At 58.5% G+C, this 17,064-nt stretch carries 12 protein-coding genes; 8 read left to right on the top strand and 4 right to left on the bottom strand.

All coding sequences use genetic code 11. From position 1 onward, the window contains the following. The first annotated feature begins 827 nt into the window (after nucleotides 1-827). From ACFFK0_RS26570 to ACFFK0_RS26545, 6 genes are all read left to right on the top strand, one after another. Nucleotides 828-1,640 carry an ABC transporter permease subunit gene (locus tag ACFFK0_RS26570; protein WP_377473670.1) on the top strand — a complete coding sequence of 271 codons (813 nt, stop codon included), beginning with the start codon at nucleotides 828-830 and terminating at the stop codon, nucleotides 1,638-1,640. Between the two features lie 18 nt (nucleotides 1,641-1,658). After that, a complete protein-coding gene (locus ACFFK0_RS26565; RefSeq protein WP_377473668.1) occupies nucleotides 1,659-2,441 on the top strand; it encodes an ATP-binding cassette domain-containing protein in 783 nt (260 codons plus the stop codon). A 19-nt stretch (nucleotides 2,442-2,460) separates the two neighbouring features. Then, on the top strand, nucleotides 2,461-4,089 hold the full coding sequence (locus tag ACFFK0_RS26560) for an FAD-dependent oxidoreductase (protein ID WP_377473665.1): 1,629 nt from the start codon (nucleotides 2,461-2,463) through the stop codon (nucleotides 4,087-4,089). Continuing rightward, nucleotides 4,086-4,421: a 4Fe-4S binding protein gene (locus ACFFK0_RS26555; protein ID WP_377473663.1), complete on the top strand. Its 336-nt coding sequence runs from the start codon at nucleotides 4,086-4,088 to the stop codon at nucleotides 4,419-4,421. The genes ACFFK0_RS26560 and ACFFK0_RS26555 overlap by 4 nt, the downstream gene beginning before the upstream one ends. 32 nt (nucleotides 4,422-4,453) lie before the next feature. Beyond that, nucleotides 4,454-5,500, top strand: a complete 1,047-nt coding sequence (locus tag ACFFK0_RS26550; protein ID WP_377473661.1) for an ABC transporter substrate-binding protein — start codon at nucleotides 4,454-4,456, stop codon at nucleotides 5,498-5,500. Nucleotides 5,501-5,715: 215 nt separating this feature from the next. Next, nucleotides 5,716-6,579, top strand: a complete 864-nt coding sequence (locus tag ACFFK0_RS26545; RefSeq protein WP_377473659.1) for an inositol monophosphatase family protein — start codon at nucleotides 5,716-5,718, stop codon at nucleotides 6,577-6,579. Between the two features lie 97 nt (nucleotides 6,580-6,676). Here the strand turns inward: ACFFK0_RS26545 and ACFFK0_RS26540 are convergent, their stop codons facing one another. Together ACFFK0_RS26540 and ACFFK0_RS26535 are read right to left on the bottom strand one after the other, a co-directional pair. After that, nucleotides 6,677-8,206, bottom strand: coding sequence for an MDR family MFS transporter (locus ACFFK0_RS26540; protein WP_377473657.1), 1,530 nt, complete (start codon nucleotides 8,204-8,206; stop codon nucleotides 6,677-6,679). Between the two features lie 129 nt (nucleotides 8,207-8,335). Then, entirely contained in the window at nucleotides 8,336-9,151 is an 816-nt protein-coding gene (locus ACFFK0_RS26535) for an AraC family transcriptional regulator (RefSeq protein ID WP_377473654.1), read from the bottom strand. A gap of 141 nt (nucleotides 9,152-9,292) precedes the next feature. Between ACFFK0_RS26535 and ACFFK0_RS26530 the strand changes: the two genes are divergently transcribed. Then, nucleotides 9,293-10,054 (top strand): sugar phosphate isomerase/epimerase family protein, encoded by a 762-nt coding sequence (locus tag ACFFK0_RS26530; RefSeq protein ID WP_377473652.1) that lies wholly within the window; start codon nucleotides 9,293-9,295, stop codon nucleotides 10,052-10,054. Nucleotides 10,055-10,129: 75 nt separating this feature from the next. Here ACFFK0_RS26530 and ACFFK0_RS26525 read toward each other — a convergent pair whose 3' ends face one another. Beyond that, entirely contained in the window at nucleotides 10,130-11,776 is a 1,647-nt protein-coding gene (locus ACFFK0_RS26525) for an Ig domain protein group 2 domain protein (protein ID WP_377473650.1), read from the bottom strand. Between the two features lie 207 nt (nucleotides 11,777-11,983). Between ACFFK0_RS26525 and ACFFK0_RS26520 the strand changes: the two genes are divergently transcribed. Then, on the top strand, nucleotides 11,984-12,187 hold the full coding sequence (locus ACFFK0_RS26520; RefSeq protein ID WP_377473648.1) for a hypothetical protein: 204 nt from the start codon (nucleotides 11,984-11,986) through the stop codon (nucleotides 12,185-12,187). 60 nt (nucleotides 12,188-12,247) lie between these two features. Here ACFFK0_RS26520 and ACFFK0_RS26515 read toward each other — a convergent pair whose 3' ends face one another. Next, a complete protein-coding gene (locus tag ACFFK0_RS26515) occupies nucleotides 12,248-16,771 on the bottom strand; it encodes a glutamate synthase-related protein (protein ID WP_377473672.1) in 4,524 nt (1,507 codons plus the stop codon). Nucleotides 16,772-17,064 lie beyond the last annotated feature (293 nt).

Below are 17,064 nucleotides of genomic sequence, written 5' to 3'. Positions count from 1 at the left end.
ACATTATTAGTAAATATTTAATGTGGGTTTTTCGTGATAACTTTTATGCAATGCCAGTGATTGCCGAGGTTCTATTTTTTCGTGGAAGCGCATACATCCCCTGTCTGCCGCTTCGTCGCGGAAAATTAGTACCTCAAAATCCGCTATATCCCGCCATATGTGCTGATTGAAGCAAATAAGCACTTATCAAACCGCTAAGCAAATGGTGTTGGCGGCATCCGATGGATTGGGGGAACGCGGCGGCAGCTGATTGTGCCGCGATTGGATGTGGGTCCGGTATAGCGGCTATTCTTTTTATCGATTTTGGGTAAAGTGTCGCAGCGACATTCGGTAAAGGGGGAAATGGTGGTGACTGGAGGGTTACATGGGCTGCCCGGACTCCGGGGGGCGATGGTGCAGATACGTTCCGCTAGAGGAGCAGATGGGCGTGGGCTGTCCGGACTCCGGGGTGTGATGGTGCGGATCCGTCCCGTTAGAGGAGTAGATGACGTGGGGAGGAAGGTTACTTGGGCTGCCCGGACTCCGGGGTGCGATGGTACGGATAGATTCCGGCGGAAGCAGTCAATAGCGGGAGTGGTCCCCCTAAATCCCACCTATTTATTCCCCTTAATTTTGTTTTGACAATAAGCCCAAAATGCATTGACGATCCAACAACGCCCATGCTAGTATCAATCCCAAGCAAAACGATTGGAATTATCAAACATACGAAGCTGTCGACCAGATCACTGGAGACATCGAGTTTGCACATTGTCAGCGAACTGACTGCGCAAAGCTCGACGTCTCCATTTTTTATGCCACTTCTCAACAATGAAAGGACTGGGATCAACATGAAACAGGCGAACACGCAAGCCAAGCTCGGCGGTATCAAGTTCAAATGGAAGGACTCCTCGCTCCCCTGGATCATTCCGTTATGTCTTCTCATCCTATGGCAGCTGCTCGGCATGGCCGGCAAGCTCGAGGCGCTCCTGCTGCCGACGCCGCTTGAGGTCGTGCTCGCCTTGTTCACGGTCGTCGGCGACGGAACTTTGTTCGAATATACGTGGGTCAGCGCCCAGCGCGCTTTTGCCGGATTTCTGATCGGCGGCAGCCTGGCGTTCCTGCTCGGCCTCTTGAACGGCATCGTCCCGGTGTCGGAGAAGCTGACGGATACGACCGTACAGATGATCCGGACGATTCCGCATCTGGCGCTCGTGCCGCTCGTCATTTTGTGGTTCGGGATCGGCGAGTCGTCGAAGCTGTTTCTCGTTTCGCTCGGCGTATTTTTCCCGATCTATCTCAATACGTTTCACGGCATCCGCTCCGTAGACCCCGGTCTCATCGAGATGGGCAAGGTGTACGGCCTCAAAGGGTTCTCGCTCTTTGCGAAGGTCATCCTGCCGGGGGCGCTGTCGAACATTCTTCTGGGCGTCAGATTTTCGCTGGGCATTATGTGGATTACGCTGATCGTCGCCGAGACGATTTCGGCGGATTCGGGAATCGGGTACATGGCGACCCATGCCCGCGAGTTCATGCATATGGATATCGTCGTGCTGTGCGTGCTGCTGTATGCGGTGCTTGGCAAGCTGTCCGACATGGCGGCCAAGCGGCTGGAATCGCGCTGGCTGACCTGGCACCACAGCTACTTATCGAAACAAGGCTAAAGGGGGTACGGCTCCAACATGAGTGGGCGAAGCGCGGGTAAAGGGGTTCAAGTAAACGTCCGTAATGTCAGTAAAAGGTTCGGCAGCAATACGATCTTGTCCGGCCTGCAGCTGCACATCCATCAAGGGGAATTCGTTGCGGTCGTCGGACGAAGCGGCTGCGGCAAGTCCACGCTGCTGCGGCTGATTGCGGGGCTGGAGCAGCCGAGCGACGGGGTGATTTTGCTCAATGCGGAAGCGATAAAGGGGCTGCAAGCGGGGACGCGGATTATGTTCCAGGATTCCCGGCTGCTGCCTTGGAAGAAGGTCGTCGACAACGTGCGTATCGGCTCGTTAACGGGCGACCGGGAACGGGCGGCGGAAGCGCTGAGCATGGTCGGTCTCGCCAGCAAAGCCGGCGAATGGCCATCCGTGCTGTCCGGCGGACAGCGCCAGCGTGTGACGCTGGCGAGAGCGCTCGTCGGCGAACCGAGCTTGCTGCTGCTCGACGAGCCGCTAGGCGCGCTGGATGCGCTGACGCGGATCGAGATGCAGCGTCTGATCGAAGGACTGTGGCTGGAGCGGCGGTTTACGGTGCTGCTCGTAACGCACGATGTGAGCGAGGCGGTTGCGCTCGCCGATCGGGTCGTCGTGATGGAAGAGGGCCGCATCGGGCTCGACGTTCGCATTACTTTGCCTCGGCCGAGGGAGCACGACAGCGGATTTGCGTATTTCGAGAAGCTTATTCTCGACCGTCTGCTCACACGCAATAACGACGATAAGCTGCCGGCAACGGACGCAGCGACCAGCTTTTCCATCTAAACAGGGAGGTCATCAACCCATGACAACTTACGAAAACGGTACTCATCTCCGCACCGACGTGCTTGTGATCGGAGGAGGCCCTGCAGGCACATGGGCGGCGCTGACCGCAGCCCGCAACGGTGCCAACGTCGTTCTGGTCGATAAAGGATATTGCGGAACAAGCGGGGCGACGGCGCCTTCGGGTACCGGCGTGTGGTATGTCGAGCCGACACCCGAGGATAGGGAGAAGGCGATGAAGAGCCGGGAGGCGCTCGGCGGCTATCTCGCCGACCGCGGCTGGATGCAGCGGGTACTCGACCGGACCTATGCGAACGTCAACGAGCTGGCGGCATGGGGCTATCCGTTCCCGGTCGACGAGACGGGCTATTCGCACCGCAAGAGCGTCCAGGGGCCTGAATATATGCGGCTCATGCGCAAGCAAGTGCAGCGGGCCGGGGTCCGCATTCTCGACCACAGTCCGGCGCTTGAGCTGCTCGCCGACGAGCACGGCGTTGCCGGTGCGACCGGCGTCAATGCGAAGACGCAGGCGCCGTGGCGCGTCGATGCGGCGGCGGTCGTTATCGCAACCGGGGGCTGTGCCTTCCTGAGCAAGGCGCTGGGCACGAACGTGCTGACCGGCGACGGTTATTTGCTGGCGGCGGAAGCGGGGGCCGACCTGTCGGGCATGGAATTCTCGACGGCGTACTCGCTGGCGCCGAAGTTCTCGCCGGTTACGAAGTCGGCGTTCTATAGCTGGGCTACATTTTATTATGAGGATGGCCGTGTGATTGAAGGAGCGGGCTCGCAGCGCGGCCGGTCCGTGATCGCCCGCACGCTGCTGACGGAGCCGGTGTACGCCTGCATCGACAAGGCCGATGACGAGCTGAAGCGGGCGATGCGCCTCGCGCAGCCGAACTTCTTCCTGTCGTTCGACCGGCTCGGCATAGACCCGTTCACGCAGAAGTTCGAGGTGACGCTGCGGTTCGAAGGAACGGTGCGGGGCTCAGGCGGGATTCATATTACCGACGAATCGTGCGCGACGAAGGTACCGGGCCTGTATGCCGCCGGCGATGCGGCGACGCGGGAGCTGATCTGCGGCGGCTTTACCGGCGGCGGCAGCCATAATGCGGCGTGGGCGATGTCGTCCGGCTACTGGGCCGGCGAAGGTGCGGCGGCGTTCGCCAGGAAGCAGGGCGAGCATGCTTCGCAGCGCGGAGCCCGCGGCTTGTCGGAAGCGAGCGGCATCCCGACGGATGCGGCTTCGGCTACGCAGCGCAAGGAAGGCCCGCACGTCAGCGAAATCGTCAAAGCGGTGCAGGACGAAGTATTCCCGTACGACCGCAACTGGTTCCGCTCCGGTATCGGCCTGCGGCAAGGACTGGAGCGTCTTGACCGGGTGTGGAGCGATGTGAAGGACGGCGTTCAAGCCGCATCTGAGCACCGGGTACGCGTCCGTGAAGCTGCGGCGATGACGGCGACGGCGCGCTGGATGTTCCACAGCGGCTTATACCGCAGCGAAACGCGCGGTATGCACCGACGCGAGGACCATCCGGCGTCCGATCCGCAGCAGCAATACCGTGTCATCAGCTCCGGCATCGATGAAATCGTCGTTTCCTCGCATGCCTTGGCTAACCCTAGCCCAATCATCTCGGAGGTGTCGGCATCATGATCGAACTGATTAGTCAAGAACGCTGCGTAGGCTGCAATCAATGCGTGTCCGTCTGCCCGACGAACGTATTCGACGAAACCGAAAGCGGAGTACCGGTCATCGCCCGGCAATCCGACTGCCAAACCTGCTTTATGTGCGAGCTGTACTGCCCGGTCGACGCGCTGTTCGTCACACCGTTCGCCGACGAGGAGAAGCCGGTGGAAGAATCGCAGCTGCAGGAGAGCGGTCTGCTCGGGAGCTACCGAGCAAGCCTCGGCTGGGGCAAAGGCCGGAAGTCGACGGCATCGTCCGACGGGTCGTATATCGTTTTCCGCAGAATGGCAGGACACTAACTAATCCGAGACACAGAAGGGACATGGGGACTATGAAGAAAAAGGGGACTTGGCTGCTGCCTGCAGCACTCATATTATCAACAGCACTTGGTTTGGCAGGCTGCGGCAAAACAGATACAAAAACCGCGGCGGCATCGGGCGCAGCGGCGTCAGGGGCGGCATCGCCGGCTGCTGCAGCAGCAACTGCGGCGAAATTTCCGGAGAAGCTGAACATCGGCTATATTTCGGCCAACAATTCACAGACGATCACCGGACCGGAGGGCTGGGCGCAGGAGCAGGGCAAGCTGCAGCAGGAGCTTGGCAAGTACGGCGTTAAGGAATTCAAGTACATTCCGTTCCCGAACGGGCCGAACCTGAACGAAGCAATGACCGCCGGGCAAGTCGACATCGGCATCTACGGCGATACGCCGGCGATCAACGGCCGGTCCGCAGGGCTGAAGGGACGACTTATCAACATTTCCCAGTCCGGCATGAACGCTTGGCTCGTCACGAAGGAAGGCAGCGGCATCAGCTCCGTTGCCGACCTGAAGGGCAAGAAAGTAGCGACCTCGCAAGGCTCTTATATGAACCGTTACCTCGTCGGTCTTCTGAAGGAGCAGGGACTGGATAAGGACGTCAAGCTCGTCCACCTGCTGCCGCCGGACGGCGAAGCGGCGCTGGCCCGCGGCGAGATTGCCGCTTACGCGTATCCGTCGGGCTCCGGGCCGGCGATTCTGAAGAAGGGCGGCTACACGGTGATCGACGAGGCGAAGAAGCATCCGGCGCTGCGCGGCTCCAGTGTGACCGTCGTCAGGGAAGCGTATCTCAAGGACAATCCGGAGTTCCCGAAAGTATGGAATCAGCTGCGCAAGGATGCGATCGCCGATGCGAAGAAGAACGTCGAGCCGTTCTACCAGCTGCTGGCGAAGACGACGGGCTTCTCGGTCGAGGTGGTCAAGGAGTCGTATCCGTTCGATCAGTGGAAGGAAGAAGATTTGGCGCCGGATGCGATCCAGCTCGTCGAAGGGACGAAGGCGTGGCTCGTGCAGGAGGGGCTCGCGAAGAAGGATTTTGCGCTGGACGAGTGGATTTACAAATGATTGACGGCGGGCAGGGCTCCTTCGCGGGAGCCCTTTTTCCTTACCGTGCGGCGTCTTGTACTACCTGCCGGATTCCTGTTATGGTACAATGCGAAAGGAAGGGTACTGAGGCGGAGGTGCATGGCAAATCGCACTGCAACCATTCGGACCCGGATGCGTATAAGTACTAGACGAATTTTTGGCCAAGTTTGGGATAAGGGAAGTGTGGGGCTGCCATGACAAGTGGAGTGAAGGAAGCGTTCTCTGTAGGGAGCAAGAGCTTTACGGCGGTCGCCATCAATACCGCGGCGAAGACCGGGGAATGGATCAAGAGCAAGCTGGGCGATTTCAGCAAAGTTGATCATAAATATTCGCCGCACGATCTTGTAACAGAGGTCGACAAGGGCGCTGAGAAGATGATTCGGAATTTGATTATGACGCATTTCCCGCATCATTCGTTCCTCGGCGAGGAGGGCGTACAGCCGGGGCCGGCCGCATCGGCTAAGGCGCTGGAGGAAGTGAAGGACGCGGAATACTTGTGGATCGTCGATCCGGTGGACGGCACGACGAACTTCGTGCATGGGTTTCCGTTTTACTGCGTTTCGATTGCGCTGGCGCATCGCGGGGATGTGATTGTCGGCGTGATCTACGATCCGAGCCGCGACGAGCTGTTCGTCGCCGAGAAGGGGAAGGGGGCGTATGTGCACGGCCGGAAAATGACCGTATCCGCCGACGCCGCTCTCTCGGGCAGCTTGGTCGCAACAGGCTTCCCTGCCGACCGGAACGGCGCGCTGCCGGTTAATTTGGCCGGCGTAACGGCGCTGGCACCGCGCGTGCGCAACCTGCGTGTCGCCGGCTCGGCTGCGCTGCATCTCGCTTATGTGGCGGCAGGCCGGCTGAGCGGCTTCTGGGAGATCGGGCTGAACGCCTGGGATATCGCGGCAGGGTCGCTCATGGTGCAGGAGTCCGGCGGACGCATCACCGATACGGAGGGCCGTCCGTATTCGCTGGATGTGCGCCACGTGATGGCAACGAACGGACATATTCACGACGAAATGCGGCAGGCGCTGGCGGAGGCCGGAGCGGATAAGCTGCGATAACGAAAAGAGACATGCGCGATGAAGCGGCATGTCTCTTTTCGTTTGGGTGGAGTGCGACGAAGGAAGATGGAGCGGCATTAATCAGCTGACGCGGGAATTATTGCTCGGTAACTGCGGATACGGCAGCAGGAGCAAGCGAGGCCTCACGTCCCGCAGAGGATAGTACCTCCTTGCGCATAAACCAACATACCATGAACGCAGCTGCAGCGAAAATAATTCCAATCGCGAATAGATGCTGGAACGCCCCCGCAAACACAAGTTTAATCTGTGTCGCCAGCTCAGACGACAGCCCGGCGGGAATACCTCCGTTCATAATCGTCTCGGCGGTGCCAGGCGGGAATTGCCCGGACAAGCCGGCGATACCGGATGAAATATTTCTGGAGAGCAGGCTGCCGAAGATACTGAACCCCAGCGTAGCGCCGATCGATTGAAACAGCTGCACCGTTGCGACACCGACTCCGCTGTGATCCTTGGCGACGGATTCCTGAACAATCAGGTTATCGCTTCCGAAGAGAACCCCGATGCCCAGCCCCATCAACACAAAGGAAGCGACCACGTAAGGAACGGAAGTGCCGGGATTGATTTGACTCAGCATGAAGTAACTGGCTATCGGAAGGACGAACGACACGACAAACAGATGCTTATACGGAAGTTTGGTGATCAAGCTGCCGCAGATGATGCTGGCCGGAATCGCCCCTCCCATGAAGGCAAGCGACAAATACCCGGAAGCCGTCGGCGAGAGTCCCATGACATTCTGGGCGAAGAAGGGAAATCCCGACATGCCGCCCATGATCCCGAGCATTGTCAGGAATACGACGATCGACAGGGTGACAACGGCACGATTTCTAAACAGAGCAAGCGGGATCAGCGGGTCGGAGGCCCTGGCCTCAATACGGATGAAAAGGACGATCATGGCCAATGAGGCGGCGAGCAGGCCGATGATGACCGGATGAGTCCAGGAGTAGCCGTTGATATCGATGAGCACCGGAGCAAGCAGGAGCGAGAGCATGGCCAGGACAAGTGTTGCGGCACCGGCCCAGTCGATGGATTGCGGAAGGGCTTTGACGGATTCCCTCAAGCCTTTGGAAACGATGAAAGCGGACAGCAGGCCAATCGGAATATTGATCAGGAAAATCCAGTGCCAGTCCAGGTGCCCGACCAGGTAACCGCCGACCGTTGGACCGAGCAGCTGGGGAATGATGAGCAGCGGTCCGACCAGACTTTGTACTTTGGCTCGCTGCTCGAGCGGGAAGGTATCGCCGATAATAATCATCCCGAGCGGCATGAGGCCTCCGGCTCCGATTCCCTGTACGCCCCGTCCGATAAGGAGTACGGTCATCGATTCCGCCAATCCGCATATCAGCGAGCCGATCATGAACAGAGCGACGCAGCTCATATACACCATCTTGCGGCCGTACAGGTCCGCGAGCTTGCCGAAGATCGGCATGAACATCGTGATCGAGAGCATGTAGATGCCGGCAACCCAGCCGTATAACGACAATCCGTGAAGCTCGCGGATTATGGTAGGCAGTGCCGTCGTTATAATCGTTTGGTCCAGCTCTGAGAAAACGATGCCGAGCAGCAGTCCGATCAGGACCAGGGTTTTGTTGTTGCCTTGAGCTTGCATGGGAGGGACACCTCGTTCCGGGGGTTATCGTTATGCTCCCAGCGTAACACGGTAGGAACCTCCCCTGCATCGAGCGGCGGTATTACGGGCTCTCGGTCTGCGGAAGTATTTGTAACGGCGAGCTTAAGCTTAAAACCGGCTTCGATACTCCTTCGGCGACATCCCGAGCCGCGCCCGGAAGGTGCGGTGAAAGTAGGAGTAGCTGTTGAAGCCCGACTGCTCGGCTGCCTGCTCGAGACCCGCCGCATCGAAGCGGATGCGCTCGCAGGCGATCGACAGCCGGACGTCGATCGCATAGTCCATGATCGATTGGCCGAACGTCTCTTTGAACAGATGGACGGCGCGCGACACACTTAGGCCGACATGATCGGCGACGCGCTCCAGCGTCAGATGCTCGGTTGCATGCTTCTCCACGAAGGCGCGGATCCGGTAGGCGGCATAGGCCGTCGAGTCCGTCGGGTGGTTGCCGCCTTCGCGGACGATCCGGTCCAAAGATAAACAGAGCACGCGGAGCAAATAATCGGTAATTTCCACCGATTCGCTGCGCAGCTTGCGTTTCTCCGCAATGATATGGCGCCATACGGACATGACGGTCTCGTCCAAAGGGATATTGATTTTGTTCGGCAGCAGCTTATGATTCCACCAATGATCGATCCAGCCGCCGGTGCAGAACAAGTAGTAGTCGGTGCTGAGCAGAGGGCTGTCCTCCGAGCCGCCTTCAATGCGCAGCTCATAGGGATCGCCGGGTCTGTAGAGGAGCAGGTCTCCCGGCAAGATCGTGCACATTCGGCCGTTCTGCAGGGCGCTGCAGCGGCCCTCCGTTTGGAGCCGCAGCAAATATTCGGTAACGCCGTTGCGCTGATTGATATGGAAAGGCTTTGTATGCCTGGAATAGCCGGCGGTGAGCACTTTGCTGCTGTCGAGCGCCCCAAACGATGATGACATGCGTGCATCCCTCTTTATAGGAAAGTTAGCCAAATCGGACATGTAATAGCGAGATCGTTCATTGCTATTATAATGAAATTCGGCCATACTGAATAGCAGATAGCAAGGAATAATAACAATAAATGCGGAAGGTGATACCACATGGCCAAGATGGGAATCGCACTGCAGCTTTACACATTGCGTAATGAAACCGCTACCGATTTTGCCGGCACGCTGCGCCGTGTAGCGGAGATCGGGTATGAAGGCGTTGAATTTGCAGGCTATGGCGGACTGGCTCCGCAGGAGCTCAAGGCACTGCTCGCCGAGCTGAACTTGAAGGCCGTCGGCAGCCACGTCAGCCTGGCGCGGCTGAAGGACAATCTGGACGAAGAGATTGAGATGAACCTGGCGATCGGGAACAAGTACGTCATTTGCCCGTATCTGGTTGAAGCCGACCGTCAAGAGCCGGGGCTGCACGCCACTCTTGAAGTGTTTAAAGAGGCTGCGGAGAAGCTGGCGCAGCACGGCATTCAGTTCGGCTACCATAACCATGCGTTCGAGCTGGAAGAGAAAGTCGGCGACAAGCTGCTGTTCGACCACATCTTTGCCGAGCTGCCGGCCGATAAAGCCGTTGTGGAAATGGACGTTTGCTGGGTAACGGTTGGAGGGCAGGATCCTGTCGCTTACATCGGCAAATATGCGGGACGTCTGCCGCTGCTTCACCTGAAGGATATCCGTAAGGACGACGAGGGCAAAATCCAAACCGTTGAGCTTGGACAAGGCGACGTGGATTTGCCGGCTGTCATCGAGGCAGCGGGTAATGCCGGCACCGAGTGGCTGGTCGTGGAGCAGGACCACTGCCAGAACCCTCCGATCGAGAGCGTCACGAACAGCATGGGCTGGCTGAAACAAAATTATCTGTAAGATCCCTTTAAGTGAAAAACCTCCGGCTCGCCGATGATGGCGCAGACCGGAGGTTTTCTTCATGTACAGTACCGATTAGTTCACAACTTGGAAGTCGTCGACATTCAGGCGTTTGCCCGATGTGCCGGCAACATAGACGCGGAAGCGGACGCTGCCGGTCTGGCCGACATTGATCGTCTGCTGGGTCAGCGTCGAAGTAGCGGTAACGGCGCTGGTTACATCGGTCCAGGTCGAACCGCCGTTTACGGACTTTTGCAGCTTCCAGGTAGCGCCCGTGTCGCTGCCGAAGTTAGCTACAGACAGCTTCACTTGATTGGCGCCGCTCACGTCAAAATTCATCGAGATCGAGCCTGTAGCGCTGATACGGGCGCTCTGTGCGCCTGACTTCTTGTCGGTGGTCAGGTTGCCCAGCAAAGCGTTGTTGAAATACCAGGAGCCGGAGGAAAGCGTGACGTTAGCTGCTGCATAGGCGCCCTTCGTGCCGGTGTCGAAGTTTTCCGTCAGCGATGTGCCGACAGGAGGAGTAGTCGTACCGGAACCGTAGCCGTACGAGCCTGCTTTAAACGTCGTGCGGTCATACCACTTGTAGCCGGCTGCAGGAGTGGACCAAGGCTCGGCTTGCGGCTCGGTCGAGCTCGACGGTGTCTCCATGCTCAGCAGTGTTGTCGGCTGGTCAAGAGTGATACCTTTCGAGGCGAAGCTTGTATAGCTTTCTTGCGTTGCGAGCCAGTTCACAAGGTTGATCATCAGCGTTGCATCGTTTTGCTCCTGCCAGCCGGCGTAGGTCGTCTTCGTCGCGCCGTTGTCCTCGCGCTTATATTTGGGCGTAGCGTCTTCAACCGGGGAGGAGTCGCCTACGAAGGCAGCTTTGCCAAGGCTGTTCTTGGCAATGGCAACGTATGGACCTTCGGCTGCGCCGCCGCCGTTGTATACGCCTTGGTCTACCGCATTGCCCCACTTGGACGGGTTACTCGGTACGTAGACGATGCCCTTCGCTTTGTTCGGATCGCCGATCGCCAGGGTAGAGCCTGCATGCATAGCGAAAGACGAAACGCCTGTCGTAATGCCGAACGATTGGCTGGGCGCGACGATGTTCGTAGCCGTTACATCGCCGATCGCATTGTAGCGGAAACGGATACCGAAGTTCGTCATGAGCCAGTCGGTGCTGGTAACATCCTGCATAGCGGCAGAAGCAGCCTCCGCAGTCGACATGCCCTTAGTCGGGTTGCCGAAAGCGCCGCGGCGATAGCCGTTGAACACTTCGTTGCCGTCCCAGCGGTTCAGGTTGCGGTCCGCATTGTAGTGGTCCCCGATGAACAGGACGCTGCCGCCGCCTTGAACGTATTGCAGAATCGCGCTTTGCTCGGACGTCTTCAGCGGGATGTTCGGTTCCGCCATAACGAATACGCTGGCTTGCTGCAGATCGCTCAGCGTAATCGGAGTCGTCTTGCGGAGCTCCTTCACCAGGTAGCCTTGTCCAGCCAGCGCACCCGCGAAGTCGGAGAAGGCGCCGTCAATGACCCAATCCGCATTGCCTGCCGTCTCGGCATGAGTGTTGTCGAACAGGACCGTTTTGTTCTTCGGCGTGCCGACCGGGTTAATGACCGGAGCGGGATCCGTAGGACCCTCCGCATAAGCGCGGTCTCCTCCGGTCAGAGTGCCTTGCAGCAGCAGCGCGCTGCTAAGCATACCGGTCAGCAGCACATGTTTCCAAGATTTCATAAATAGCCTCCTTCGGTTATGTAATGCCGGTTCAGTGAACCCGACCGGCACGTCCAGCACTTAGAATACTTGACGAACATTAACTGCAGTTCAATGGAATGTGAAGGTATTCTAAGGAACCGGATAGTGGAGCTTACAGTGGCTACACTAACCCTAAGCAGGCAGCCGAACTCGTATCTACCAAGTCGATAAAATGGAGGGTTCATCATGGAAGAGCTGGATCTGTCGGAGGCGGTCGGCGCCGCCGAGGACGTGCACACGGGACCAAGCCGTGACGTGCTGATGAAGGTGTATGACGCGGAGGAAGCTGATGCGCTGCTGTCGCTGGAGCAGCAGTTGACAGGCATAGAGCCGCAGGAGCCGGCGGAAGATGTGACGGCGGCCGGCGATGTTTACCGAAGCGGGTCATAGCTGCGCCTGCAAGCAGCAAAAACCCCGGAGGGACGCCCTCCGGGGTTACTTGCGTCGATATTACTCCGTAGCTACGGATTGGTCAGCTTGCAGGTTGACCGGTGCGATACGTACGAAGTTGCTGTCGAGATCGGCGAGCAGCGCTTCGATCTTCGCCGCTTCGTCCGCTTGGCCTGCATGAGCCAGCTCGTCACGGTATGCGCCGAGCAGCTCGTTCAGATCTTTGCGGCTTTGCGGACCGATTGCCTCGATCTTCACCTTCGCGCCTTTCGCGACACGGCGCTCGATAGCAGCCTGGTCGAGACCCATCTCAGGCACGAGGCGCTGGTAGATCACGCCGCCTGTCATACCGGCGCAGATCCACGGACCCGGATCGCCGAGAACTACGGCGCGGCCGTTCGTCATGTACTCGAACGCGAAGCCCTTCAGGTTCGCGCGGCTTGCGATCGAACCGAGCTCATCGCGAAGCGGCGTTGTAATTTCGCCGCCGAACACGACGTCAGCGCCCGAGAAACGGATACATGCACGGGAGTCGGCGCCGCCCTGAATCAGGAACAGGCCCTTCTGTGCGCCGTAGCCGAACGACTTGCCGACGGAACCGTTGATGAACGTGCCGCTCTTGCCGGTCGACTTGAGGATGGCTACCTTACCGCCGAACGACATTTTGCCTACGCCGTCTTCCGCGCCGCCGTGAACCGTAATGTCGACGCCGCGAGCGTTGAACGCCGCGAGGCCGTTACCCGGTACGGAGCCGTCGACGAGCTTCAGCTGAACCTTCGGCAGGTTGTCGTACGAACCGTCGAAGCGGTCGCGTACGCGGTGGCTCGAATAACGCGAGCCAAGAATACGGGTCTCCGCCGTAACGCCGGACCAGCTGTAGTTGATCGGCTCGTTCCACGATACGGAATCCGGGAAGTGCTGCTGACCTTCGGCGCCCGCAGCGATGCGGATGTCGGAGGAAGCGACAGCGGCTTCTTCGGAGGCTTCCTTGATACCAATAAACTGAACCGGAGCCGGACGGAGCAGATCGCTCAGGTCGATGCGCTCATGATGCTGCGTCTGCACCAGCAGGTCGGAACGGCCGACAAGCTCTTGTGCGTCCTTGAAGCCGAGCTGCGCGACGATCTCGCGAACTTCTTCGCCGATGCCGCCGAACAGGCGAACAAGCGAGTCCACTGCCGTGTCGTACACGCGAGGAACGAAGCGGCGCAGGCCTTTTTCTTCAGCTTCCTCCATCGAGTCGATCTGCGTTGCGATACCGACGTGGCACGTATCGAGGTGACAGCCGCGGCAAGTCGTACAGCCGATCGATTGCATCGCGATGGAGCCGAAGCCGCAGCGGTTCGCGCCGAGCATCATCATCTTCACAACGTCGGCGCCGGACTTCAGACCGCCGTCGGACCACAACTCAACGCGGTGGCGCAGGCCGGCTTCGATCAGAGCGACGTGGGCGAGCTTCGTGCCGATCTCCGTCGGCAGGCCGACGTGTACGAGCGAGTGGATACGCGCCGCACCGGTGCCGCCGTCGAAGCCGGACAGCGTGATGACGTCCGCTCCTGCTTTGGCAACGCCGACGGCAATCGTGCCGACACCCGGAACGACCGGGATTTTCACAATGATCTTCGCCTTGCGGCCGCTTGCTTCCTTAAGCTCGGAAATCAGCTGCGCCAAGTCTTCGATCGAGTAGATGTCATGGTTGTTCGACGGCGAGATCAGGTCGGAACCGATTGTCGCGTTACGAGCGGCAGCAATCTTGGCCGTAACCTTGGAGCCCGGCAGGTGACCGCCTTCGCCCGGCTTCGCGCCTTGGCCGATCTTGATCTCGAAGAACGCAACCGCGTTCGCCAGCTCGACGTTAACGCCGAAACGTCCGGACGCCACTTGCGCGCCGCGAGTCCGCTTGTAGCGGCCGAGCATGTCTTTGATTTCGCCGCCTTCGCCGTTCATCGTCACCATGTTCAGACGCTCGCCGGCTTCCGCATATGCGCGGAATGCCGTTTCGTTCTGCGAACCGAACGACATGGAGGAAATGAGCATCGGCAGGTCGTGATCGCCGACCGCGATCGACACTTGCGACGGATCGAGAGGCTTGCGGCCTTCCGCCTGAGCCTTCTCGAAGTTAAAGCCGGCTACGTGACGGATCGAGATCGCATTCTTCTGCTCCTCGTCGCGAAGCTTGTCGCGGTATTCCGCATAAGGCGCAGCGCCGGAAGCGGCGTCGCCCAGAGCCTTCCACATGCGGTTGAAGAACCTGAAGTTCTTCGCCGCTTTCGCCTTCGGATTGTTGAAGTCCGCATAGCGGGCTTCCGCATCCTGCTCGAGCTGCGTATAGCCGGTACCGGCCTTGTCGCTGCCGAGGTAGGTGACGATATCGAGTACTTGCGCCAGCTCAGGCTTCAGACCGATCGCCGAGAAGAAGCGGGTATAGCCGCGCAGCTCGTGCGTACCGATCGTGGAGATCACTTTCTCCAGGCCCTTGGACAGAGCGCTGTAAACTTTGCGTGCCGCTGCAGCATCGCCTTCTTTGTCGGCGGCTGTTGCGAACAGCAAGTAAGGCGAGAGAACGTCAGCGCCAAGACCGCATGCGACGGCGATGTCGTGCAGGGAGCGAATCGCGGCGGAGCGCAATACGATCGATGTGTGGCGGCGCAGGTTTTCGCCCAGGCCGAGTTTCTCGGCGCGAAGAGCAACGTCTACGCTGGAAACCGCCAAATGCGGGTCCATCCACAGCCGATCGTTCTGATGAGCGTCGGAGTCGTCCAGCACGATCAGCTGAGCGCCTTCTTTAACAGCCGCGATAGCATCGGCTGCAAGCTGCTCCAGAGCGGCCTTCAGCGAAGAGCCGCGGGCGAATGTAATCGACAGCGACTTCACCGAGCCGCTGAACTGCGCAAGCAGCTGCTCCAGCGAAGGCTGGTTGAGATGCTCGGCGGAGCCAACGCCGTTCGGGCCTTCCAGTACGATCGGAACGAGCAGCTCGATGGTGTTAATGTCGCCGCCAGCATACAGGGTCGGACGGCGGCCGACGACAACGCGAGTCGAGAAATGCTCCATCTCGCGGTCGCGGTCGATCGCCGGATTCGTTACGACGGCAACGGACTCTTTAATGAAGTCCGGAATATTTTGGCGTTCCCAGGCGATAGCCGCATGCGGTGCGTCGTGACCGAGCGAGCGGATCGGCTCTGCGCCGGTTTCGGCCATCGTCTCGATCATTGTAATGCCGTCGCGGTCCCAGCCGAATGCGCTGTAGATCGGATCGGTCGGAGTTACCGCAGCGTTCGGAACGGCTTCCACGTTCGCAGCCGAAGCCGTCAGGTGCTTGTTGAAGCCTTTGAAATCGGTACGGGCTTGCGCGCGTTCCAGCACGAGCGTCTGAACGGATGTGTAAGGAATAACCTGCACATGCTCGCCCGGCGTCAGAACGACGCCGATTTTCTCGCCCGGAGCGATCGGCTTCGGATCGGCAACCATTTCGTTCGTTGTAATGATGCCCTGCTCGGAGGAGAAGTACAGCGAAGTGTCGCTCTCCACCATCCACACCGGACGAAGACCCAGAGCGTCAACCGAGAAAATGCACTCGTTGCCGTAACGGGAAACGATGCCGGCAGGACCTTGCGCATAGTGGCCCCACACTTGACGATAATATACGTACAGATCCTGCAGATCCTTCGAGAACTGCTTCATCTCGTGATGGATCGGCGGGAATACGAGCTCCATCGCTTCGAACAGGCTCATGCCGAACTTGTGGATGAACGTTTCGATCGTACGGTTCATGTCCTGCGAGTCGGAGCCGCCGTCAACGAGCTGAACGCCGATCATGTCGGCTTCGTAGCGCATTTTCTTAACCGTGTTAATCTCGCCGTTGTGGCCAAGCAGCGAGAACGGCTGTACGCGGAAGAAGCTCGATTGGGTGTTCGTCGAATAACGGTTATGGCCGATTGTCACTTGCGCCTCGAACAGCGGGTCGCGCGTGTCGTTGAAATATTTAGGCAGGATGGAGGCGGCGCCCATCACTTTGTAAGCGGCCGTCGTGTTGCTGAGCGTTGCCACATGAACCGTGTATTTCGCTTCGATAGCCGTATGCAGATCAAACAGATGATCGGCGACAACAACGCCTTCCTTCTCGGTCAGTGCGGCGATTTGCCAAAATACCGGTTCATCGTTCAGGCCGTTCGGGCCGAGGACGGAGTTGTCGACTTGATTTTCCTGCTCGAGAATAATGTTGACGTTATGCTGCGCGAACAGCTCGCGGATGCCCTTCTGCATGTCGGCGGCAGAGATGTCCAGCTTGCGCGGAACGAAAATATGTCCTACCGAGAAGTTCGGTGCATAAGCCAGCTTGCCGTCAAGACCTGCGTCCGACAGCTTCTTCTCCCACAGAGCGCGAGGAATGTCCGTCAGGATACCGCAGCCGTCGCCTTCGCCTTGAATGAAGCCGGAGCGGTGCTCCATCTTCACGAGCGCGTCGATCGTCTTCTGAATGTTGTCGCGGGACGGTTTGCCGTTCTTCTCAATAATACAAATAATGCCGCAGCTATCGTGTTCAACTTCCAGCAGGTTCTGGAAGCGGCCTTCGTTAATCATCCACTTTTCCATTCCGTATCCGGTCAGAAGTCTGACCGTCACCTCCCATCAATTGATTGTAGTTCTTGGTTGAATGAATATAGGGTCCGATGAATAAAAATGCAACTGTCGATTGTTCGGGTTCCGTGTAAAATAGTGGTTGTTTTTCGATTCGGATTTAAGTGTTTGGGTTTAGGTTGTGTGTGTGTTTTGGGTTTAGGTTGTGTGTGTGTTTTGGTTTTAGGTAATAGGTTTTGGTTGTTGTATAAATGGTTGTCGGCGGTTTCAATAGATACAAATAAAAGTAAGAACAG

The organism is Paenibacillus chartarius (assembly GCF_042432825.1).
In the GTDB taxonomy this organism is placed as follows: domain Bacteria; phylum Bacillota; class Bacilli; order Paenibacillales; family NBRC-103111; genus Gordoniibacillus; species Gordoniibacillus chartarius.
Note: the sequence above shows the minus strand (reverse complement) of the source record. Positions and strands in the feature narration are given on the sequence as shown.